This window comes from Sulfuritalea sp., from assembly GCF_017302275.1.
In the GTDB taxonomy this organism is placed as follows: Bacteria; Pseudomonadota; Gammaproteobacteria; order Burkholderiales; family Rhodocyclaceae; genus Sulfuritalea.
In genome coordinates this window covers 14,672-36,653 of the sequence record NZ_JAFLDR010000010.1, presented here as the reverse complement: position 1 = coordinate 36,653, position 21,982 = coordinate 14,672, and the positions used below count along the sequence as shown (strand labels likewise).

General features: G+C 68.3%; 18 protein-coding genes. 13 read left to right on the top strand and 5 right to left on the bottom strand.

What is annotated here, in order from left to right:
- The first annotated feature begins 3 nt into the window (after positions 1-3).
- Genes J0M27_RS07345 through xerD form a run of 4 tightly spaced genes read left to right on the top strand, consistent with a single transcriptional unit; the run spans position 4 to position 3,836 of the window.
- A complete protein-coding gene (locus tag J0M27_RS07345; protein WP_294989239.1) occupies positions 4-2,106 on the top strand; it encodes a TRAP transporter permease in 2,103 nt (700 codons plus the stop codon).
- A complete protein-coding gene (locus J0M27_RS07340) occupies positions 2,103-2,477 on the top strand; it encodes a DUF1850 domain-containing protein (protein WP_294989237.1) in 375 nt (124 codons plus the stop codon). The genes J0M27_RS07345 and J0M27_RS07340 overlap by 4 nt, the downstream gene beginning before the upstream one ends.
- Positions 2,474-2,944, top strand: a complete 471-nt coding sequence (locus tag J0M27_RS07335; protein WP_294989235.1) for a methylated-DNA--[protein]-cysteine S-methyltransferase — start codon at positions 2,474-2,476, stop codon at positions 2,942-2,944. The genes J0M27_RS07340 and J0M27_RS07335 overlap by 4 nt, the downstream gene beginning before the upstream one ends.
- Positions 2,931-3,836 carry a site-specific tyrosine recombinase XerD gene (gene xerD / locus J0M27_RS07330; protein ID WP_294989232.1) on the top strand — a complete coding sequence of 302 codons (906 nt, stop codon included), beginning with the start codon at positions 2,931-2,933 and terminating at the stop codon, positions 3,834-3,836. The genes J0M27_RS07335 and xerD overlap by 14 nt, the downstream gene beginning before the upstream one ends.
- Before the next feature lie 5 nt (positions 3,837-3,841).
- On the opposite strand, the gene J0M27_RS07325 is transcribed toward xerD, so the two are convergent.
- Positions 3,842-4,621 (bottom strand): DUF1223 domain-containing protein, encoded by a 780-nt coding sequence (locus J0M27_RS07325; RefSeq protein WP_294989229.1) that lies wholly within the window; start codon positions 4,619-4,621, stop codon positions 3,842-3,844.
- Positions 4,622-4,715: 94 nt separating this feature from the next.
- On the opposite strand from J0M27_RS07325, the gene ybaK reads away from it, so the two are divergent.
- Positions 4,716-5,219, top strand: a complete 504-nt coding sequence (gene ybaK / locus J0M27_RS07320) for a Cys-tRNA(Pro) deacylase (protein WP_294989227.1) — start codon at positions 4,716-4,718, stop codon at positions 5,217-5,219.
- 168 nt (positions 5,220-5,387) lie between these two features.
- On the opposite strand, the gene J0M27_RS07315 is transcribed toward ybaK, so the two are convergent.
- A complete protein-coding gene (locus J0M27_RS07315; RefSeq protein WP_294989225.1) occupies positions 5,388-6,017 on the bottom strand; it encodes a TRIC cation channel family protein in 630 nt (209 codons plus the stop codon).
- Positions 6,014-6,361, bottom strand: a complete 348-nt coding sequence (locus tag J0M27_RS07310; protein ID WP_294989222.1) for a dihydroneopterin aldolase — start codon at positions 6,359-6,361, stop codon at positions 6,014-6,016. Before J0M27_RS07310 ends, J0M27_RS07315 begins: the two co-directional genes overlap by 4 nt.
- Before the next feature lie 146 nt (positions 6,362-6,507).
- Here J0M27_RS07310 and plsY point away from each other — a divergent pair, with 146 nt between their 5' ends.
- Both plsY and J0M27_RS07300 read left to right on the top strand, forming a co-directional pair.
- Complete coding sequence (plsY, locus tag J0M27_RS07305; protein WP_294989219.1) at positions 6,508-7,113, top strand: glycerol-3-phosphate 1-O-acyltransferase PlsY; 606 nt, start codon at positions 6,508-6,510, stop codon at positions 7,111-7,113.
- Between the two features lie 93 nt (positions 7,114-7,206).
- Positions 7,207-8,118 carry a cyclic nucleotide-binding domain-containing protein gene (locus J0M27_RS07300; protein ID WP_294989216.1) on the top strand — a complete coding sequence of 304 codons (912 nt, stop codon included), beginning with the start codon at positions 7,207-7,209 and terminating at the stop codon, positions 8,116-8,118.
- A 20-nt stretch (positions 8,119-8,138) separates the two neighbouring features.
- On the opposite strand, the gene tsaD is transcribed toward J0M27_RS07300, so the two are convergent.
- Both tsaD and J0M27_RS07290 read right to left on the bottom strand, forming a co-directional pair.
- Positions 8,139-9,155: a tRNA (adenosine(37)-N6)-threonylcarbamoyltransferase complex transferase subunit TsaD gene (gene tsaD, locus J0M27_RS07295; RefSeq protein WP_294989213.1), complete on the bottom strand. Its 1,017-nt coding sequence runs from the start codon at positions 9,153-9,155 to the stop codon at positions 8,139-8,141.
- A 41-nt stretch (positions 9,156-9,196) separates the two neighbouring features.
- A complete protein-coding gene (locus J0M27_RS07290; RefSeq protein WP_294989210.1) occupies positions 9,197-10,270 on the bottom strand; it encodes a PA0069 family radical SAM protein in 1,074 nt (357 codons plus the stop codon).
- A gap of 344 nt (positions 10,271-10,614) precedes the next feature.
- Here J0M27_RS07290 and J0M27_RS07285 point away from each other — a divergent pair, with 344 nt between their 5' ends.
- The 6 genes from J0M27_RS07285 (at position 10,615) to pbpC (ending at position 21,943) form a co-directional block, all read left to right on the top strand.
- Entirely contained in the window at positions 10,615-11,394 is a 780-nt protein-coding gene (locus tag J0M27_RS07285; RefSeq protein ID WP_294989207.1) for a PEP-CTERM sorting domain-containing protein, read from the top strand.
- A 323-nt stretch (positions 11,395-11,717) separates the two neighbouring features.
- Positions 11,718-12,410: a PEP-CTERM sorting domain-containing protein gene (locus J0M27_RS07280; protein WP_294989204.1), complete on the top strand. Its 693-nt coding sequence runs from the start codon at positions 11,718-11,720 to the stop codon at positions 12,408-12,410.
- A 176-nt stretch (positions 12,411-12,586) separates the two neighbouring features.
- Positions 12,587-18,271: an MG2 domain-containing protein gene (locus tag J0M27_RS07275; RefSeq protein ID WP_294989201.1), complete on the top strand. Its 5,685-nt coding sequence runs from the start codon at positions 12,587-12,589 to the stop codon at positions 18,269-18,271.
- A gap of 76 nt (positions 18,272-18,347) precedes the next feature.
- Positions 18,348-18,665 (top strand): hypothetical protein, encoded by a 318-nt coding sequence (locus J0M27_RS07270; RefSeq protein ID WP_294989198.1) that lies wholly within the window; start codon positions 18,348-18,350, stop codon positions 18,663-18,665.
- Positions 18,665-19,741 carry a hypothetical protein gene (locus J0M27_RS07265; protein ID WP_294989196.1) on the top strand — a complete coding sequence of 359 codons (1,077 nt, stop codon included), beginning with the start codon at positions 18,665-18,667 and terminating at the stop codon, positions 19,739-19,741. The genes J0M27_RS07270 and J0M27_RS07265 overlap by 1 nt, the downstream gene beginning before the upstream one ends.
- Complete coding sequence (gene pbpC, locus J0M27_RS07260) at positions 19,742-21,943, top strand: penicillin-binding protein 1C (protein ID WP_294989193.1); 2,202 nt, start codon at positions 19,742-19,744, stop codon at positions 21,941-21,943. It begins immediately after the preceding gene.
- Positions 21,944-21,982 lie beyond the last annotated feature (39 nt).

The window sequence follows — 21,982 nt, the reverse complement described above, 5'->3', positions numbered from 1 at the left end:
GCCGTGAGCCTGCACGCCGCCGCTCCCGACCACGGCAACGAAGAGTTCTCCGAGCACGGCGTGCAGCGCCGGCTAGGCGGCGGCTGGCTGGCCGCGCTCAACGGCATCGCGCTGGCCTTTTCCACTTACCAGCTGATCGTCGCGGCCTTCCATCCGCTGTCCAGCCTGGTGATCCGCAGCCTGCATGTCGGCTTCCTGCTCTGCATCACCTTCATCCTCTACCCGGCCTTCAAGAGCGGCGGCAGGCTTTCAAAAGTCGGCGCTGGCGACACGGCGCTGGCTTTCGGCGCACTGGGACTGTCGACCTACCACTGGGTGTTCGAGGCCGAACTGATTCAGCGTTCGGGCGACCCGAGCAACATGGACCTCTTCGTCGGCACCGCGCTGGTGATCCTTACCTTCGAAGCGACGCGGCGCATCCTCGGCCTGGCGCTGCCCATCGTCTGCGGACTGTTCCTGCTCTACGGCGTCTTCGGCCAGTACCTGCCGGGCGACCTCGCGCATCGTGGTTACGGCTTCGACCAGATCGTCAATCAGCTCGCGCTCGGCACCGAAGGCATCTTCGGCATCCCGACCCTGGTCTCGGCGACCTACATCTTCCTCTTCATCCTGTTCGGTTCCTTCCTCGAACACGCCGGCATGATCAACCTGTTCAATTCCCTGGCGCTGGGTTTCGTCGGCCACACCAAGGGCGGCGCGGCCAAGGTCTCGGTGCTGTCCTCGGGCCTGATGGGCACCATCTCGGGCTCGGGCGTGGCCAACGTGCTGACCACCGGGCAGTTCACGATCCCGCTGATGAAGAAGTTCGGCTACTCGGGCGTCTTCGCCGGCGCGGTCGAGGCCACCTCCTCGATGGGCGGCCAGATCATGCCGCCGGTGATGGGCGCGGTGGCCTTCATCATGGCCGAAAACCTCAACGTGCCCTATGCCGACATCGTCAAGGCGGCGGCGATCCCGGCCATCCTGTATTACCTGACGGCCTTCTGGATGGTGCATCTCGAAGCCGGGCGCAAGAACCTGGTCGGCATGCCCAAGGCGGAATGCCCCAACCCATGGCACGCGATGCGCGACAACTGGTACCTGCTGCTGCCGCTGATCGTGCTGGTAATCACGCTGTTCAACGGCTTCACGCCGATGTTTGCCGGCATGGTCGGCCTGGTGCTGACCGCCGTGCTGATCCTCGGCGCCGCGATCGCCGCGCGCGTTTCGAGCACTGCCTTCCGCTACGTGTTCTGGGTCGCGCTCGGACTCACCGCCGCGGTCTTCGTCAAGAACATGGAGACCTGGGGCATCGTCCCGCTGCTGGCGCTGATCGCCGCGCTAGTGGCGCAGACCTTCGCCATCCGGGGCGGACGCAAGACCCTGCACCTGCTGCGCATGAGCCTGGTCGACGGCGCGCGCCAGGCGCTACCGGTGGGCGTGGCCTGCGCCATCGTTGGCATCATCATCGGCGTGCTGACGCTGACCGGTGCCGCGTCCTCCTTCGCCGGCTACATCCTCAGCGTCGGCGAGAAGAGTCTGTTCCTCTCGCTGGTGTTGACCATGCTCGTATGCCTGGTGCTCGGCATGGGCATCCCGACCATTCCCAACTACATCATCACCAGTTCCATCGCCGCGCCGGCGCTGCTCAAACTCGGCGTGCCGCTGATCGTCAGCCACATGTTTGTCTTCTACTTCGGCATCATGGCCGACCTGACGCCGCCCGTGGCGCTGGCCGCCTTCGCCGCCAGTTCCATCGCCAAGGAGTCGGCGATGAAAATCGGCATCAAGGCGGTGCAGATCGCCATCGCCGGCTTCGTTATTCCCTACATGGCGGTGTATACCCCGGCGCTGATGCTGCAGGGGGACTACACGCTGGCCGCCGTGGCCTACATCGTGTTCAAGGCCGTCGTCTCGATCGGATTGTGGGGCGCGGCGGCGATCGGCTTCCTGTTCGGCCCGCTCAAGATGTTCGAACGCATCTTTGCCGCCGCCGCCGCCTTCATGCTGGTCGCAGCGATTCCGCTGACCGACGAGATCGGCTTCGGCATGAGCGTGGTGTTCGTCGTCTGGCATCTGCTGCGCAGCCGGCGCGCGGATCGCCGTGCCGCCAGCGCCGACTCTTGAGCCTCTGCCTCGCGGCGGGCGCGGTCGCCGCCTCCCTCGCCATCGACAGTTTCACCCTGACCTGGATCCATTCCATCGAAAAAGTCCGCTGGGAGGAGGATTGGCGCATCGAGGCTGGCGCGCTGGTGCTGACCGAAGCGCGCATCCGCGGCACGGGCGCCGGCATGGAACCGCCGCCCGGGGCGGTGCTGAAGAACGGTGTCTGGCACTACCGGCCGAACCTGCCGCCGCAGTCCGTACTGCGCCTCGCCCATTCTCCGCACGCCGGCGGCTACACGCTATGCGCGGCGACCGTCTGCGCACCGCTTGCGGATCACCTGCCGGGCATCGACAATACGGCGACCATCGAACTACGTGAGTGCCCGCGATGAAAGCGTATGCCGCCGTGATTGCCGCCCCGTCCTTCAGCATCGGCGTCGAATGCAATGCCGACGAGATCACCGGTATCGATTACCTCGAACCCTGCTCCGAGATCGCACCGAAGACGCCGCTCGCCAGGGAGGCCGTGCGCCAGTTGCGCGCCTGGCTCGCGAACCCGGCTTTCGAGTTCGGCCTGCCGCTGGCGCCGGCCGGCACGCATTTCCAGCGTCGCGTTTGGACCCGGATTGCGGCGATTCCCGCGGGGCAGACGCTGAGCTACGGCGAGGTCGCCGCGGCGATCGGCAGCGGGCCACGCGCGGTGGGCAATGCCTGCGGCGCCAACCCCTATCCCATCGTCGTGCCCTGCCACCGGGTGGTCGCGGCGAACCATGGCCTCGGCGGTTTCGCGCGCAACTCGGGCGGCTTTCTGCTCGACATCAAGAAGTGGCTGTTGCGTCACGAACATGCAGGCTTCTGACGCCGAACTGATCGACGAATTCATCGACGCCCTTTGGCTGGCCGACGGCCTGTCGAAGAATACGCTGGCTAGCTACCGCAGCGACCTCGCGCTGTTCGCCGCGTGGCTCGGCGCGCAGGGAAAGTCAATAGTCGGCGCTGACGGCACGGCGATCAACGCCTACCTCGCGCACCTGCATGCCCGCCCCGGCGGCATCAAGACCACCAGCCAGCGGCGGCTGATGGCCAGCTTGCGCCGCTGCTATCGCTGGCTGCTCGACCAGGGCCGGCTGCAGCAGGATCCGCTGCTCAACATCGACAAACCGGCGACGACGCAGCGCTTCCCCAAGACGCTGTCGGAAAAACAGGTGGAAGACCTGCTCAATGCGCCCGACCTGGATACCCCGCTGGGCCTGCGCGACCGCGCCATGCTGGAGCTGCTCTATGCCACCGGACTGCGCGTGTCGGAGCTGGTCGGCATCCGCCTGTTCGAGCTGAGCCTCAACGACAACGTGGTGCGCGTGGTCGGCAAGGGGTCGAAGGAAAGGCTGGTGCCGCTGGGCCAGGTCGCCGCCGACTGGCTGCGGCGCTATATCGCGGACGCGCGCGGCGACCTGCTCAAGCAGCGCGTGTCGGATGCGATCTTCATCACCGTGCGCGGCGCCGCCATGACGCGGCAGATGTTCTGGAACCTGGTCAAGAAATACGCGCTGCAGGCCGGCATCCCGCAGGAGCGCATTTCACCGCACGTGCTGCGCCATGCCTTCGCCACCCACCTGCTCAACCACGGCGCCGACCTGCGCGTGGTGCAGTTGCTGCTCGGCCACGCCGACATCTCGACCACGCAGGTGTATACCCACGTCGCGCGCGAACGCCTGAAGCAGCTGCACCACCAGCACCATCCGCGCGGCTGAGCCGTTCAGGCCGGGCAGGCGTGGCGCTGCAGTGCCTGGACGATTTCGCCGCTGGACTTGTCCTGCACGAACGCGACGATGCCGAGGTCGGCCCGTTTCCAGCCGGGCTCGAGGGCGATCTCCTGACGCAGTGCCAGGCGGCCGTCCCTGCCCGGCGTCAGCGGACCGAACAGGCGGCGCACCACGAAGTCGTGGCGGAGGGTTCTGCCGTTGTTCTCTCCGGCACGCACCTGGGACTCCAGATTGTTTTCATACAGCGCCAGCCAGACCTCGGCCGCCGCGCCAGCCGCCGCATCTGTCACCGTGACCACGCCATTGACCGTGATTTGCCCCGAGCCCGGCGCGCCGAGCTCGAGTACGATGCTGGCCCCGGGACGGGTGTCGACCGTGCCGTCGAGCGGACTGCCGGCACTGCGCCAGTCGCGCCCGTTGCGCAGAAACTGCGGCGTATACACCAGGCGCGAGCGGGCCAGGGCGGCCATCTGGTACTGGCGCTGGGTGTACTGGGGACTCGCGAAGCGGTCGGCCCAGCCCAGGCGGTCCCAGTAATCGACATGGAAGGCCAGCGGCACCAGGCGCCCGGCAAATCCTGGCTGGGTCTTCCACTGGGACAGGCGGCGGTCGGCGGGCGGGCAGGAATCGCAGCCCTCCGAGGTGTATAGCTCGAGCAGGATGGCGCGATGTTCGCCGCTCCCGGCAACGCAGGCCGGCGCAGCCGCCGCGGGCACTGCGGCAACAGCTGCGAGCCCGGTCAGCAGCACGGCGGTCGGGACATGGAATCTCATGGTGTGACTCCTGACGGAAGGAGCGGGGGCGCTCCGTGCCTTGGTCGCCGCGGCGGCGGATTCCTTACGCCGCGACAGGGGTAAAATCACTCCCATGAGACACGATACCAGCTACCCGGAAACGGGCCCCGAAACGCCGGCGACCAAGTTCCTGCACCAGCACCGGATCGCCCATTCCAACCACCTCTACGAGTACGAGGAGCACGGCGGCACCAAGGTGTCGGCGCGCGAGCTCAACGTCGCCGAGCACGCCGTGGTCAAGACCCTGGTCATGGAAGACGAGAACGCGAAACCACTGATCGTCCTGATGCACGGCGACCGCAAGGTGTCGACCAAGGAGCTGGCGCGCCAGATCGGCGTCAAGAAGGTAGGCCCCTGCAAGCCGGAGGATGCCCTGCGCCACACCGGCTACATGGTCGGCGGTTGCTCGCCCTTCGGCACGAAGAAGACGCTGCCGGTGCATCTGGAGAAATCCATCCTCGACCTGCCGCTGGTCTACATCAATGGCGGACGGCGCGGCTACCTGGTCGGCGTGCACCCGCACGACATCCTGAGCGTGCTGCAGCCGAAGATCGTCGAGTGCGCGTTGAAGGAGTGATTCATTTTTCCGCAGATTGCGCAGATTTCCGCAGATGGATCGACAAGTTTGGCGCGCCTCGCCCATCAGCCGTCGGGTTTGCCGGCGATGACTTCCAACCCGGAGAATTACCGAGTTTTGATCTGCGAAAATCTGCGCAATCTGCGGACAAGGTCTTTTCGACGATGATCAGCGCGACTTGTAGGTCGGCAGGCTGAGCTGGTAGCGGATCGCCGCCAGGCGCAGGCCGAGCACCACCGCGGCACCGACCGCCGCCGCCGCCGCGTCGCCCAAACCGAAATGCAGGCCGCCGAGCAGGGTCAGCGCGCCTAGCCAGGATGCCGTCGCGTAGAGCGTGCCCGGACGCATCACCAGCGGCACTTCATTGACCAGTATGTCGCGCAGCATGCCGCCGACGACGCCGGTGATTACCGCCAGCAGCGATACGGAAAGCCAATGCACGCCGGCGGCGATGCCGACCTGGCAGCCGACGACGGTGAACAGTGCCAAGCCGATGGCATCGGGTACCACGAACAGGCCGGGGCGTAACCGGACGCGCCGCGCCAGGACAAAAGTGAAGCCCACCGCGAGCAGGCCGCAGACCAGGTAGGCGACGTCGACCAGCCAGAACACCGGCCGATCCAGCAGCAGGTCGCGCAAGGTGCCGCCGCCGAGGCTGGTGGCGAGGCCGACCACCACGGCGCCGACCAGGTCCATCCTCTTGTTCTCGGTTTCCAGCACCGCCGACGCGGCATTGACCGCCACCGCCGCCATGCCCACGGCGTAGATCAGCTCGGCCGGGGCGGGCAGGGGCGTCATCGCGAGCGTTCGATCTGCACCCCGACGCGGCGCACGCCCTTCATGATGCCCATCTTGGCGATGCTGATCTTGACCCAGGGCGCGCCGAATTCGTTCAGCAGCAGGCCGATCACATACTCGCCCAGCGTTTCCAGCAGGTTGAAGTGGCGCATCGCCAGTTCAGCGCGGATGCGATCGATCACGGCGTCGTAGCGGATGGTCTGCTCGATGTCGTCGTTCTGCGCCGCGGCATCGGGCACGCCGAAGGTGAGGCTGATTTCCAGCGTCTGCGGCGCCGCCTTCTCGCGCTCGAAGATGCCGACGTGGGCCTCGACCCGCATGTCGTCGATGAAGATGAAGTCCATTACGCCTCCGTCGGGCCGCCCCAAGGAGGCGTGAAGTCAACAAACTGGACGCCGCGTAGCGGCGGAACCGTTGTCACTCCATTCCTTGGGAAAGGAGCTGGAGGATAGGTCATTGATCAGCCCCCGGGTAAAATTGCCGCCATTCTATGGATTCCACGCTGAACCTGCTGATCTATGCCGTGCTGGGCTACCTGCTCGGCTCGGTGCCCTTCGCCGTGATCGTCTCGCGTGCCTTCCGCCTGGCCGATCCGCGCAGCTTCGGCTCGGGCAATCCCGGCGCGACCAATGTACTGCGCAGCGGCAGCAAGGCGGCGGCGGCGCTGACCCTGATCGGCGACGCGGCCAAGGGCTGGCTGGCGATGTTCCTTGCCGCAAAAGTCGGCGCTGGCGCCACGGCGATTGCCGTCGCCGGACTGGCCGCCTTCCTCGGCCACGTCTTCCCCTTCACCCTCGGTTTCAGGGGCGGCAAGGGCGTGGCCACGGCGCTGGGCGTGCTGCTCGGGTTTTCCGCCGCGGTGGCCGGGCTTACGGCCGCGGTCTGGTTCGGCGTCGTGGTGCTCACCCGCTATTCGTCGCTGGCGGCGCTGGCGGCGGCGGCGGCGGCGCCCTTCCTCACCGCGTGGCTGTTGCCCGGTACCGGGACCACGGTGGTGGTGGCCATGATGTGCGCCGTGCTGATCTACCGCCACAAGAGCAACATCCGAAACTTGCTCGCCGGGACCGAATCCCGCGTCGGCGGCAAGAAGCGGTAGCGCGTTTCGCTTTCCCTATAATCGCGCTTTCAGTTCCTCCCAACCTATCTCCCGTCCCCACCCCGACGGGCCGCGATCCAAGGAAGCGCACTCATGGATGATCTGGATTTCTCGGGCACGCCCGCCAAGCCGAAGCCGGCACCGGCACCTGCGGCGGCCGCCAAACCCGCCGCGGTCGCGGAAGCGCCATCCCTCTACGACCCGAAGCTGGCGCTGGCCTTCTTCAAGATCGCCGGCGCACTGGAGCAGTTTGCCGCCGGCCGCCAGATCTTCGTCGAGAACGAGAAGTCCTCCGGCTTCTTCGCCAAGGGCGCGCGCATGTACCTGCTGCTGGAGGGCGACGTCGCCCTGACCCTCAAGGGCAAGCCGCTGGAACTGGTGTTGCCCGGCGAAATCTTCGGTGAAATGGCCGCCATCGCCGACACGCCGCGCAGCGCCACGGCGACGGCGCGCCACAATTGCCGCGCGCTGTCGCTCGACGAAAAGTCCTTCCTCCAGGCGCTGCAGCAAATGCCCGAGTTCGCCCTGATGCTGATGAGCGTGATGGCCCAGCGCCTGCGCCGCGGCGTGGCGCGGCTGGCGGCGGCGAAGAAGACCTCGCTCAAGGCCCTTGAACACACGCAGACGCTGGACAAAAAAATGATTGCCGACCTGCAGCGCGCGCTGGGCAACCCGACGCCGACCAGCGCCGGCGCGGGCAAGACCGTGGTCACCAAGGGCTCGGTCGGCGCCTGCATGTTCGTTGTCACGCAGGGCCGCATCGCCATCTCGGTCGATGGCAACGTGATCGAGCATGTCGGGCCCGGCGGCGTGTTCGGCGAGATGGCCCTGGTCGACCGCTCCGGGCGTTCGGCCACGGCGACCGCCGAGGTGGACAGCGCCTGGCTGCTGATCGGCCGCAACGAGTTCCTCGCCATGGTGAAATCGCGCCCGGCCTTCGGCGTCGCGCTGATGCGCTCGATGAGCGCGCGGGTGCTGCACATCGGCAGCCTGCTCGGCGGCTAAGCCGCGGCAGGCGCCGCCGCTCAGGAAATTTCGGCGAGCGGCCAGCGCGGCCGCACTGCGAAGGCCCCCGTGCCGGGCACCGGCAAATCACCCTGCAGCAAGCGCTGGCTGCCGGCGAAGGCGATCATCGCGCCATTGTCGGTGCACAACTCCAGTTCCGGATAGAACACCCGGCCGCCGATCTTCGCCAGCGCCGCGTCCAGTCGCTGGCGCAGGCGCCGGTTGGCGCCGACACCGCCGGCCACCACCAGCGACGAAAGTCGGCGCTGGCGGCACGCGGCCACTGCCTTGGCCGCCAGCACCTCGGTCACCGCTTCCTGGAATTCCGCCGCAAGGTCGGCACGGTCCGCCTCGGTCAGCTCGGCCGCGCGCGCGGCCGTGAGTACCGCCGTTTTCAGCCCGGAAAAACTGAAGGAAAGATCGCCGCTGTTAAGCATCGGTCGCGGCAGCTTGTAGCGGCCGGGCGTACCGGTCTCGGCCAGCTTCGCCAGCGCCGGCCCGCCGGGATAACCCAGGCCGAGCAGCTTGGCCGTCTTGTCGAAGGCCTCGCCCGCCGCGTCGTCGAGCGACTCGCCGAGCAGTTCATAGTCGCCGACACGCGCCACGCGCATCAGCTGGGTATGGCCGCCGGACACCAGCAGGGCGATGAAGGGAAATTGCGGCACCGTCTGGGACAAAAGCGGCGAAAGCAGGTGGCCTTCGAGATGATGCACCGGCACGGCCGGTACGCCCAGCGCCATGGCCAGCGCTTCGGCGAAGCTGGCGCCGACCAGCAGGGCGCCGGCAAGTCCCGGCCCCGCCGTGTAGGCGATGGCGTCGATCTCGCCGCGCGCGCAGTTGGCGTCGGCCAGCACGCGCTCCAGCAGCGGGATCAGGCGCCGCACGTGGTCGCGCGAGGCCAGCTCCGGCACCACGCCGCCGTAGGCTTCGTGCATCGCCACCTGGGTGTGCACCGCATGACCGAGCAGGCCGCGCGCGGTGTCGTAGAGCGCGACACCGGTTTCGTCGCATGAGGATTCGATGCCGAGGACTTTCATCGGCGGCATTCTACCGGCCGGGCCGGGCGACTCCGGCGGGTTCAGAACAAGGCCATCTGCGGCGTTGCGCTTCCGGGCTTGGGCGGCGGACGAAAGGCACTGACATCGAGCGGCGACGCCGGCGCATCCAGGCCCAGCCGGCGCACCGCGCCGCGAAAGCGCTGGGCGATGATGTCCGCCAGCGGCCCGCTGCCGCGCTGGCGGGTACCGAAGGCGCTGTCGTATTCCTTGCCGCCGTGCATCTGGCGCATCAGGCTGAACACGTGTTCCGCGCGTCCCGGCTGGTGGCTATCGAGCCAGGCGCGGAACAGCGGCTTCACTTCGTGGGGCAGCCGCAAAAGGATGTAGCCGGCCGAACTCGCGCCCGCCGCGCGCGCCGCGCCGAGGATGGCTTCGAGTTCGTGGTCGCTGAGTGCCGGGATCAGCGGTGCCACCATCACCGCGGTCGGAACGCCCGCCGCCGCCAGCGCGGCGATCACCGAAAGTCGGCGCTGGGGAGACGGCGCGCGCGGCTCCATGGTCCGCGCCAGCGCCGGATCGAGCGTGGTGATCGACAGCGCGACATGCACCCGATTGCCACGGGCCATGTCGGCCAGCAGGTCGAGGTCGCGCAGGATCAGCGCCGACTTGGTGACGATGGTCAGCGGATGGCGCGTCTCGGCCAACACGTCGAGGATGCCGCGCGTCACCCGCAGGCGGCGTTCGACCGGCTGCCAGGCATCGGTGTTGATGCCCAGCGCGACAGACCGGCAGACGTAGGAAGGCTTCGCCAGCTCGCGGCGCAGGATAGCCGCCGCATCGGCCTTGTACGCCAGCCTGGTCTCGAAATCGAGCCCGGGCGACAGGCCCAGGTAGGCGTGCGAGGGCCGTGCGAAACAATAGGCGCAACCGTGCTCGCAGCCGCGATAGGGGTTGATCGAACGATCATAGGGAATGTCGGGCGAGTCGTTGTAAGTAATCACTGACTTCGCGCTATCGACCATCAACTCGGTGGCTGGCGTTTCCTCGTCCTCGTTCCACCAGCCATCCTCGGCCGCCTCGCGCTGCCAGGCGTCGAAGCGGCCATCCGGCGAAACGACCGCGCCACGGCCTTTGAGCGGGCCGGCGCTCTTCATGGCGGAAACTCAGGGGCCGGGAGTGGCATAGGCGCATTGTAGCGACCCATAGCGCCGGGCAAGGGACGCAGTCCCGAATCGCCGCATCAGCGTTCACACCGCGCAGGGAAGGCTGCCGCCTGAGGCGCACTTGGCGCATGAACGCAACTCGAACCCCGGCTCCGGCAATCTCGGTTGCCCGCGGAAAAACTTGCATCAGACTACCCCTTCGCAAAGTCAGCGGCTAACGAGAACTCTTGTCCGATACCGTTAGTCCGTTCGGGCTATTGCCCGCAGGCTTTGGCATGGCATACGATAAGAACCATGATTCGCCCGAAAACCCGAACATCAACAGGAGTCCCGACATGAAAAAAGCGCGCAACATCATCGCAGTTTCGATTTCGGTGATCGGGCTGTCCCTGTCATCCGCCGCCCTGGCCGCCAGCTACGCCTACATGGGCGACGTCGGTTCCGAGCCTTGGGGCATGACCAGCAACACGGACGCGATGGACGCCGCGTTCGGCGCCGGCAACTGGGACCGCATCAACTTCGGCGATTCGATCGCCGGCTACTCCTTCGTCTATGCCGACGGCGGCGACGGCGCCGGCACCAGCTTCTACAGCTACATCGCGGGAAATACGTCTCTCTTGGAGAGCTTCGTCACCGCCGGTGGCTCGCTGTTCCTCAACGCGGCGTCGAATACCCACGGCGGCGCCGGCCCGCAGTCGATGATTTTCGGCGCGACCAGCGAGGAAGGTATTTACAGTGGAAATGGTTACGCGGTAAACCCGCTTGACCCGATGTTCGCCGGCGCCGGATCGCAGTGGTACGGAACATGGTACTCGCACAATGCCATTACGGCGGGTGCCAGTTTCACAACCTTCATCACCGGCGACGCGAGTGAAACCATCGTCGCGGGCGGAGCGTTCGGCAATGGTTATGCGCTGCTCGGCGGCCAGACGAGCACTGGTTGGCATTCCAGCGTGAACGGCAGCGACCCGTTCCAGTTGCGTGTGAATCAGCTTCAATTTGCAGCGAGCATGGCCAACCCGGTCCCGGAACCCGAGACCTACGCCATGATGCTGGCCGGCCTCGGCATGCTGAGCTTCATGGCGCGCCGCCGCAAGCTGAAGGCTGCCGCCTGATCGACGCCTGATGCAATTCAGGACGGGAGCTTCGGCTCCCGTTTTTGTTTGCAACGCGGCCGGTGAATAGTCGGCGCCCAGTAGGACTCCCTTCGATCGCCGACGATAGGGCCCGCATCGCCTGGCCAATCCAGCCGCCGCCAACGGGTCACCGTGAAAGAACCGGTTAGTCCGAACGGGCTATTTATTTCGAACCTGCGCTTCCAGTATGCTGGGAACCGGTTTCGAACACGCCGGACGGCTACTGCGCTGCCGCTTGGCTGATTCCTCCGGTACATCGGAACCCGATGGCCCCCCACTACAACAAGCAAGGAGTAAGCGCCATGAAGAGTTTCCGCAGTTTCACGGTTTCCAAGATCACCGCTGCCGTCATCGTCAGCTTCGCGCTGGCCTCGCCGGCCTCGGCCGCTACTGTTGCCGCCAGCAATTCGGGCTGGATTTCTGACAACTCCGGGGCGAACTCCGGCGGATTCAACGGAGGCATCAACAACCACTTCGCCGGTTGGGAAAGCCCCGATGAATTGAACAACTGGTTCAATTTCCTGCTGCCCAGCACCTCGTTCAGCAACGCAACGCTGTACATTTGGAACGAGGGCAGCAACCCCGACCCGTCCCCCTATGATGCAGGTGCGTTTTATACCGTCCACGAAGCCAGCAGCTTTACCTTCGCCGGTCTGGAAAATGGCCCTGGCCTCGGTTCGGTGACGCTGCTTTCGGCCAATACCGGCGTCGGCCATTACGTCGGCATTTCGCTGAACGCGACCGGCCTCGCCGCGCTGAATGCCGCCGCCGGCGGCCAGTTCAATTTCGGCGGCTCGATCACGACGAGCTATCCGAATCCCGAGACCACCTTCGACAACATCGCGGCGTTTGGCTGGAATGGCGGCGTGCCGGAAGCCTATCTGGAATTCAACACGCAGCCCGTCCCGGAACCCGAGACCTACGCCATGATGCTGGCCGGCCTTGGCATGCTGGGCTTCATGGCGCGCCGCCGCAAGCTGAAGGCTGCCGCCTGATCGACGCCTGACGCAGTACAGGACGGGAGCTTCGGCTCCCGTTTTCGTTTGTGGCGCCGGTGAAAAATCGGCGCCACAAAGAGGCTTCCTGCGGTCGCCGGCGACGCGGCGGCGGGCGGGGTTCCGTGATCCCTGCTGGCTATAATCGGCCGACGTTCATCCGCCGCCCTTCCTTCATGCCCACGCGCGCCGCCGGTCTGCTCTGTCTTCTGCTCTCCTGCGCCGGGCACGCTGCCTGGGTACAGCAGTTCACCCCGCAGGAACTGGTCGACCAGCAGACCCGCGCCACGGCGAGCTTCAATACCGACATGGTGGCGCTGGGCCGGCCCGATGCGCCGGCGCCCTTCAGCGTCGATTGCGGGGCCGCCAAGGGGTCCGCGCGCTGGGTCGATGCCCGCACCTGGGCCTGGCAACTCGAACGCCCCCTGCAGCCCGGCGAGCGCTGCCTGTTCGCGGTGCGGACAAACTTCCGCGCGGTCAATGGCGAGCGCATCCAGGGCCAGAACCGCTACCGCTTCTACGCACCGGGGCCGTGGCCGCGCGCCGTTTATCCCGCGTCAGGCAGTAGCATCGAGGAGGACCAGGCCTTCATCGTCACGCCGGCCGGGGCGGTGAAGCCGGCCTCGGTGGAACAGAACGCCTGGTGCGAGGCCGATGGCGTCGGCAACCGCATTCCGGTGCGCCTCCTGGCGGCGAAGGAGCGCGCCGAGATCGTGGCCGCGACGCGGCGCGGCGGCAGGGACGAGATTGTGCTGGCCTGCAGCGAACGCCTGCCCGCCGGGACGAAGATGAAGCTGGTGTGGGGCAAGGGCATCGCCGCCGAGAATGGTGCGCTATCGACGAAAGAGGAAAGCTTCGTCTACCCGGTACGCGAACCCTTCCGCGCCACGCTGAGCTGCGAGCGCGAGAAGGCCGGCGCGCCCTGCTCACCGCTGTCCGACCTGACGCTGGAATTCTCCGCGCCGGTCGATGCCGCGCTGCGCGGCAAGATTCGGCTGCTGACGCCTGCCGGCGAACGCCCGCCGCTCGACCCGAGCCTGAAGGAAGGCCGCCGCGAGAACACCACCACCCGTTTCGTCTTCGCCAAACCCTTCGCGCAAAACGCCGAGCTGCGCCTTGAATTGCCGCCCGGCATCAAGGACGAAGCGGGGCGCCCGCTGGCCAACACGGCGAACTTCCCGCTCAAGTTCGCCATCGCCGCGCTGCCGCCGCTGGCCAAGTTCCCGGGCGACTTCGGCATCGTCGAACTGCGCGAGGGCGGCCTCCTGCCGGTCACCCTGCGCAACGTCGAGGCCAGCCTGCGCCTGGCCGAACGCCACCTCGTCGATGATGCCGCGGTGATCGCGACGATGCAGGAGCTGGCGGCCTTCAACCGCCGTACCAAGAAACTGAAGGTGGTGCGCGAGGGCAAGGAAGAGGACTACGAGGACCCCTACCACTCCCGCGAGCTTTCCTACCTCGCGCAGGCCCCCGGCGTCACCCGCCGCGAACTGCCCAAGCCCGGCGGCGGCGCCGAGTTCGAAGTGCTCGGCATTCCGCTGGCGAAGCCGGGCTACCACGTGGTGGAGGTCGAAAGCCGGCTGCTCGGCGCGGCGCTGCTGGCGGCCGGCAAGGACGGGCCGAAGCCGATGTATGTACGCTCCGCCGCGCTGGTGACCAACATGGCGGTGCATTTCAAGCGCGGCGCCGACAACGCGCTGGTCTGGGTCACGGCGCTGGACAGCGGCAAGCCGGTGGCGAACGCCGAGGTGCGCGTCTCGAACTGCAAGGGTGCCCTGCTGTGGAGCGGCAGGACCGACGCCCAGGGCCGCGCCATCGCCGAGCGCGCGCTGGGCGAAACCGCTTGCGGCGGCGCCAGCTTCCTCTTTGCCAGCGCGCGGCTCGGCGATGACTACAGCTTCGCGCGCAGCGACTGGAACGAAGGCATCGAGCCCTGGCGCTTCGGCGTCAACACCTGGGGCGAAAGCGCCGGGCCGCGCCTGATCCACACGGTATTCGACCGCACCCTGCTGCGTCCCGGCCAGACCGTGTCGATGAAGCACGTCGCGCGCGAGCGCAACAGCCGTGGCATGGGCTACGCCGATCCGGCGACGCTGCCGAAGCAGGCGGTGATCCGCCACGACAGCGGCGCCGAATACGCGCTGCCACTGTCGTGGGACGCGCAGGGCGTGGCGCTCGCGCAGTGGAAGATTCCCGAGGCGGCCAAGCGTGGCACCTATGCCGTCGAGCTGCGTGGCGGCACGGGCCCGCGTGTTGGCAATTCCCGATCCGATGCCGAGTTCCGCGTCTCGGATTTCCGCCTGCCGGTATTCACCGGCAGCGTGCAGGGCGCCGGCAAACGCTTCGTCGCGCCCGGCAGCGTGCCGCTGGCGCTGGGCCTGTCCTTCCTCAACGGCGGCGCGGCAAAGGCGCACCCGGTGCAGGTCTCGGCCACCCTGCGCCCGACCTGGCCGAGCTGGCCCGGCCATGACGGCTACAGCTTCAATGCCGATTTCGGCGACGCCGCGCTCAATGCCTTCGGCATCGACAACGGCCGCGAACGGGAACAGTTGATCGTCGACAAGCAGGCGCTGACGCTGGACCAGGCCGGCGCCGGCAAGCTCGACGTGGCGCTCGGCCGCAAGCCGCGCGGTCCGGCCGAGATCTACGCCGAGATGAGCTTCAACGATCCCAACGGCGAGCTGCAGACCATCCGCGGCACGGTGCCGCTGTGGCCGGCGGCGGTGGTGCTGGGCATGCGCATACGGGACTGGAGCTCGCCCGCCGACAAGGGCCGGGTCGACCTGGTAACGCTGGACCTCGACGGCAAGCCGGTCGCCGGGCAGGAGATCGAGGTCTCGGCCAAGCGGCGCATTTCGCATTCGCACCGCCGGCGCGTGGTGGGCGGCTTCTACGCCTACGAAAACCGCGAGGAATTCGCCGACCTCGGCGCCGTGTGCAGCGGGCGCAGCGACGCACGCGGCCTGCTGCGCTGCGAACCGAAGGTGCCAGGCGCGGGTGAAATCTACCTGCTGGCGCAGACGCGCGATGCGAAAGGCAACGTCGCCAGGAGCGGCGCCAGTTACTGGGCCGCCGGCGGCGGCGACGATCCCTGGTTCACCGCCGGCAACCAGGACCGCATCGACGTGGTGCCCGAACAGCGCAGCTACCAGGCCGGCGACACCGCGCGATTCCGGGTGCATACGCCCTTCCGCGAGGCGACGGCGCTGGTCTCGGTCGAGGCCGGCGGCATCATCGAAACCTTCGTCCGCCCGCTGTCGCGCTTCAGCCCGGTGATCGAGGTGCCGGTGAAGGGCGAGTGGGCGCCCAATGTCTTCGTTTCGGTGCTGGTGGTGCGCGGGCGCATCGAGCCGCTGAAATGGTATTCGCTGTTCCAGTGGGGCTGGCGCGAGCCGCTGGCCTGGTTCCGCGACTGGTGGAACCCGCAACAGCCGACGGCAATGGTGGACCTGGCCAAGCCGGCCTGGCGCCTGGGGCTGGCCGAGCTCGGCGTCGGCACGGAAAGCCTGCGGCTCAAGGTCGAGGTGCTGCCCGAACGCAAGGAATACCGGCCGCGCGAGGAAGCCACGGTACGCCTCAAGGTGTCGCCGCCCGCGGGCAAGACGCTGCCGGCCGGCACCGAGCTGGCCTTCGCCGCCGTGGACCAGGCGCTGCTCGAACTGCGGCCCAATGACAGCTGGAACTTGCTGGAAGCCATGTCGCCGCGCCGCGCCTACGAGGTGGCGACGTCCACCGCGCAATCGCAGGTGCTGGGCAAGCGCCACTTCGGCCGCAAGGCCGTGCCGCCGGGCGGCGGCGGCGGCCGCGCCCCGGCGCGCGAACTGTTCGACACGCTGCTGAGCTGGCAGCCGCGCGTGAAAGTCGGCGCTGACGGCACGGCGATGCTGAAGCTGCCGATCAACGATTCGCTCACCGAGTTCAAGCTGGTCGGCATCGCCACTGCCGGCGCCGCGCTGTTCGGCAGCGGCGCGGCGACCGTGCGCACGCGACAGGACCTGCAGATGGTGTCCGGCCTGCCGCCGCTGGTGCGCGAAAAGGACCGCTACCAGGCCTTGCTGACGGTGAGGAACGGCACGGCACGGGCGATGACGGTGAATGTCACGGCGCGCGCCGGCGCGCAGGCGCTGGAAGCTAAGGAAGTGAAGCTCGCCGCCGAAGGCGCGGCGGAACTGGCCTGGGACGCGCAGGCGCCGGAAGGCGCCTCGGCCATGACATGGGAATTCGAGGCCAACGAAAACGGCGACGGCAGCAAGACCCCCGGCCGCGACCGGCTGCGCGTCACCCAGAAGATCGAACCCGCGGTGCCGGTCACCGTGCAGCAGGCCAGCTTCGCCCGCGTCGAGGGCAAGCTCGAACTGCCCGTCGCCATGCCGCCGGGCGCACTGCCGGGTCGCGGCGGCATCGAACTGGGCCTGTCGCCGAAGCTGTCGACGCCGCCGCCCGGGCTGCGGCGCTTCTTCGAGGACTACCCCTTCGCCTGCCTCGAACAGCGGGCCTCGGTCGCAGTCGGCCTCAAGGACGAGGCGCGCTGGAAGGAGGTGGTCGACAGCCTGCCCGCGCTGCTCGACGGCAACGGCCTGGCGCGCTATTTCCCCGGCGACGCGCTTGCCAACAGCCCCGGCAGTGCGACGCTCAGCGCCTACCTGCTCGACATTTCGCTGGCCAGCAGCATGACGCTGCCGGCGGAACTCAGGACGCGCCTGGAAGACGGCCTCGCCGGCTTCGTCGAGGCGCGCTTCAAGGCGCCGCTGTGGTCGCCGGCCGCGACAGACGCGCAGCTCGCCGGCAAGCTGCTTGCGCTGGAAGCCCTGAGCCGCGCCGGACGCAATCCGGCCAAGGCCGCCGCCGCGCTGGAAGTCGAACCGTTGCGCCTGCCGACCTCGGCGCTGATCGACTGGTACCTCGTCGTGCGCCGCCTCACCGACCTGCCGCAGCGCGCGGAGAAGCTCGCCGCCGCCGAGCGCGAACTGCGCAATCGGCTGTCCTACACTGGCGGACGGCTGAGCTTCACCACCGAGAAGAGCGACTACTGGTGGTGGCTGATGGTCAGCGGCGATTCCAACGCCTTCCGCCTGATCGAGGCGGTGATGGACGAACCGGGCTGGCGCGAGGACCTGCCGAAACTGCTGCGCGGCGCGCTGGAACGCCAGGTGCGCGGACGCTGGTTCACCACCACGGCCAACGCCTGGGCCGCGATCGCGCTCGACCAGTACGGAAGGCGCTTCGAGAAGGAAGCGGTGGCCGGCACCACGCGCGCCAGCCTCGGCGCGGGCAAGGCCGAGCATCGCTGGACGGGCGCCGACGACGCACCGCGCCTGGCGCTGCCCTGGCCCGCGGGCGAGGCCACGCTCGCCGTCACGCACGACGGCAGCGGCAAGCCCTGGGCCAGCATCCAGGCACTTGCCGCGATTCCGGCCGGCGGCCCGCGCGCCTTCGGCTATCGTGTCACGCGCCAGGTGACGCCGCTGCAGGAAAGGGAAAAAGGCAAGGTGAGTCGCGGCGACCTGTGGCGCATCACGCTGACCATCGACGCCGAGCAGGACATGGGCTGGGTCGTGGTCAGCGACCCGATCCCGGCCGGCAGCCGCATCCTGGGCGAGGGCGACGGCCGCGATTCGCGCATCGCGACGCTGGACGAAGACCGCCGCGCGCGGCGCCTCTGGCCCAGTTTCGTCGAACGGACCTTCGCCAATTTCCGCGCCTATTACGAAGTAGTGCCGAAGGGCCGCTTCAGCATCGACTACACGCTGCGCATCAACAACGCCGGCGAGTTCGCGCTGCCTCCGACGCGGGTCGAAGCCATGTACGCGCCCGACGTGTTCGGCGAAGTGCCCAACGCGAAGGTGGTGGTGGGGAATTGAACGCAAGGCCAGTCCGACCCGAAAAGTCGGCGCCGGGGATACGGCGCTGCAACACGCAACCACGAGGAAACGTTCAATGAAGATACTCCTGCTTTGCCACGACCTGACCACCCGCTTGCGGCTCGAATCGGCCTGGACCGCGCAAGGCGTGCGCATGCTGAAAAAGGACGGCGGCGAGGCGCCGGACTGCATCGTCGTGGACCTCGGGCGGCGCGAGGCACTGGCAGAGATTTCCGGCTTGCGGGCCGCGCATCCCGAATTGCCCATCATCGCCTGCGCCGCAAGCTTCGACGAGAGCGCGGTGGAGGCCGCAAAGCTCGCCGGCGCCACGGATTTCGCCGCGCGCGGCTTCGTCGACCGGCGCGTGGCGCGCCTGTTGAAACTGCCCGGCTGATGCACCTGCTGGCCGACATTTCGGGGCATGGCCTGGGCCACCTGTCGCAGATCGCGCCGGTGCTCAACGCGCTGGCCGCGCTGTGCCCGGAACTGCGCCTGACGGTGCGCAGCGCGCTGCCGCTCGAACGCCTGCGGCGGCGCGTCGACGCCGCGTTCGAACACATCGCGGAAGCGCGCGATTTCGGCTTCGTGATGCACAACGCGGTCGACATCGACCTCGCCGCCAGCGCGCAGCGCTACCGAGAGTTTCATGCCGACTGGACGCAAACCGTGGCCGCTGAGGCCGACTGGCTGCGCGCACACGAGGTCGATGCGCTGGTCGCCAACGTCGCCTACCTGCCGCTGGCGGGGGCTGCGGCGGCCGGCATTCCGGCGGCCGGACTGTGCTCGCTGAACTGGGCGGAACTGTTCGCCCACTACTTCCCCGGCGAGGCCTGGGCCGCGCCGATCCACGGCCAGATGCTGGCCGCCTACAACTCGGCGGCGGCGTTTTTTCGCGTCACGCCGGGGCTGCCGATGTCCGACCTGTCACGCTGTCAGGACATCGCCCCGATCGCGCGCCGGGGACAGCGCGACCGCGAGCGCGTCGCGCGACTGCTCGACCTCGATCCGGCCCGGCACTGGGCGCTGGTCGCCATGGGCGGCATGGAGTTCCCCCTGCCGCTGGCCACTTGGCCCCACACGCCGGGGCTGTGCTGGCTGGTGCCAGCGGAACTGGCGATCGCACGCGAGGACGTGCGCAACATGGATGTCCCCGGCTTGCATTTCTCCGACCTGCTGGCCAGCGTCGATGTCGTGCTCAGCAAGCCCGGTTACGGCACCTTCGTCGAAGCCGCCTGCGGCGGAATTCCGATCCTCTACCTGCAGCGCGACGACTGGCCGGAGTCGGCCCCCTTCGCCGCATGGCTCGGACGCCATGCTCGCGCGCAAGTGCTGACGCGCGAACAGGTACTGGCCGGCGAATTCATCCCGGCCATGCAACGGCTCTGGCGAACCCCGCAGCCGCCGCAACCGGTGGCGAGCGGCGCAGAGCAGGCCGCACACTGCCTGGTGGCGACGCTGGGGCTGCACTGAATGTGGCGCCATCTTCGGCCCCTGGCTGCGCTTGCCCTGCTGATGCCCAGCCTGTCGGCAATGGCTCTGCCCGGCTTCAGCGAAGTGCGCGCCGCGCACCGTCCGTCGGACGCCTGGCTGCTGGCGCGCGACGGCACGCCGATCGCGGCGCTGCGCCTCGATCGCACGGTGCGCCGCCTGCCCTGGGTGCCGCTCGGCGAGATCGCGCCGGCTCTGCGCCGCGCCGTGCTGGCCTCCGAGGACAAGCGCTTCCTCGAACATGCCGGCGTGGACTGGCAGGCCGCCGCGGCCGGCGCATGGAGCAACCTGCGCCACGAGAAGACGCGCGGCGCCAGCACCATAAGCATGCAACTGGCCGGTCTGCTCGACGCGGAATCGCGCCGCAAGGGCCGCCGCAAGCTGGTGGAAAAGCTCGACCAGGCGGCAGCCGCGTTGCGCCTGGAGCAAAGTTGGAGCAAGAACCAGATCCTCGAAGCCTATCTGAACCTGGCGCCGTTTCGCGGCGAGCTCGAAGGCGTCGCGGCGATGAGCCGGGGGCTGTTCGGCAAGTGGCCGCAAGGGCTGGACGAGCAGGAAGCCGCGCTGGCCGCCGCGTTGCTGCGCGCGCCGAACGCCGGCGCTGCCGTCGTCGCGCGGCGTGCCTGTGCGCTGCTGCGCGAGATGCGGCGCGAAGCCCTCTGTCATGACCTCGACGCGGTCGCCGCGACCACACTGGCCAACGTTTTGCACCGCGCCGACCAGACACCGCCACTGGCCCCGCACCTGGCGCAAAAGCTCCTCACCCGGCCCGGCGAGCGCCGCCGGTCCACGCTGGATGCCGACTTGCAGCGCTTCGCCGACGAAACCCTGCGTCGCCACCTGAGGGCTCTGGACAAGCACAAGGTCGAGGACGGCGCGGTGCTGGTGGCCGACAACGCGACAGGCGAAATCCTCGCCTGGGTCGGCTCCAGCGGCGAGTTGTCGGATGCCGCTGCGGTGGATGGCGTGACCGCGCTGCGCCAGGCCGGCTCGACGCTGAAGCCGTTTCTGTATGGCATGGCCTTCGCGCGCCGCGACCTCACCGCCGCCTCGCTGATCGAGGACGCGCCGCTGACGCTGGCCACCGGCAACGGGCTCTACGCGCCGCAGAATTACGAACCCGAGCATCGCGGCTGGATCAGCGCGCGCACCGCGCTGGCCGCCTCGCTCAACGTTCCGGCGGTGAAGACCCTGGTGCGCCTGGGTGCCGACGAGTTCCAGCAGGGCCTGCGCCGCTTCGGCTTCGACAGCCTGACCGAAAGCGGCGACTGGTATGGCTACAGCCTGGCGCTGGGCTCGGCCGACGTCTCGCTGCTGGCGCTGGCCAATGCCTACCGCACGCTGGCCAACGCCGGCCGCTGGAGCGCCTTGCGCGCCACGCCCGACGCCAACGCGGCACCGTGTCGCGGCGAACATTGCGGCGCCTTCGCCGGCGCGCCGCGCCAGGCGCTGGCAGCCACTGCCAGCTTCCTGGTGGGCGATATCCTCGCCGACCGCGCCGCACGCGCCGGCAGTTTCGGCCTCGAATCCTGGCTGGCGACGCCCTACTGGAGCGCCGCCAAGACCGGCACCAGCAAGGACATGCGCGACAACTGGTGCGCCGGCTACTCGCGCCGCTACACCGTCGCGGTCTGGGTCGGCAATGCCAGCGGCGCGGCGATGCACGAGGTTTCCGGCATCGCCGGCGCGGCGCCGGTGTGGCGCGAGGTGATGGACTGGCTGCATCGGGGCGATGACGCCGGGCGCCGCAGGACGCCAAGCGCGCCGCCGGCAGCGCCGCCCGGCCTGATCGCGCGCGACGTCCGCTTCGAATCGAGCCCCCGCGTCCAGGCCGAACCGCCGCGCCGCGAATGGTTCATTGCCGGCACCGAACGCAGCATCGTTCGCGTAGCGGCCCAGAAGTCGCTGGCGCGCATCCGCTATCCGGCGCAGGGCACGGTGATCGCGCTCGATCCCGACATCCCGCCGGGGCGCCAGCGCCTGCCGCTGCAATTGTCATCCCGGGCCGAAACCGGATGGCAATGGCGCATGGACGGCAAGCCGGCCGGACGCGCCGGCCGCAGCAACCGCTGGCTGCCGCAACCGGGCAAGCACCGGCTGGCCTTGGTGGATGCCACCGAGGTCGAACTGGATGCGGTGAGCTTCGAGGTGCGGGCCCTGCGCGGCAAGCGACGCGATCATTGACATCCGGGGCGAACTGGTTAGAATGCCGGCCTTTCCCCG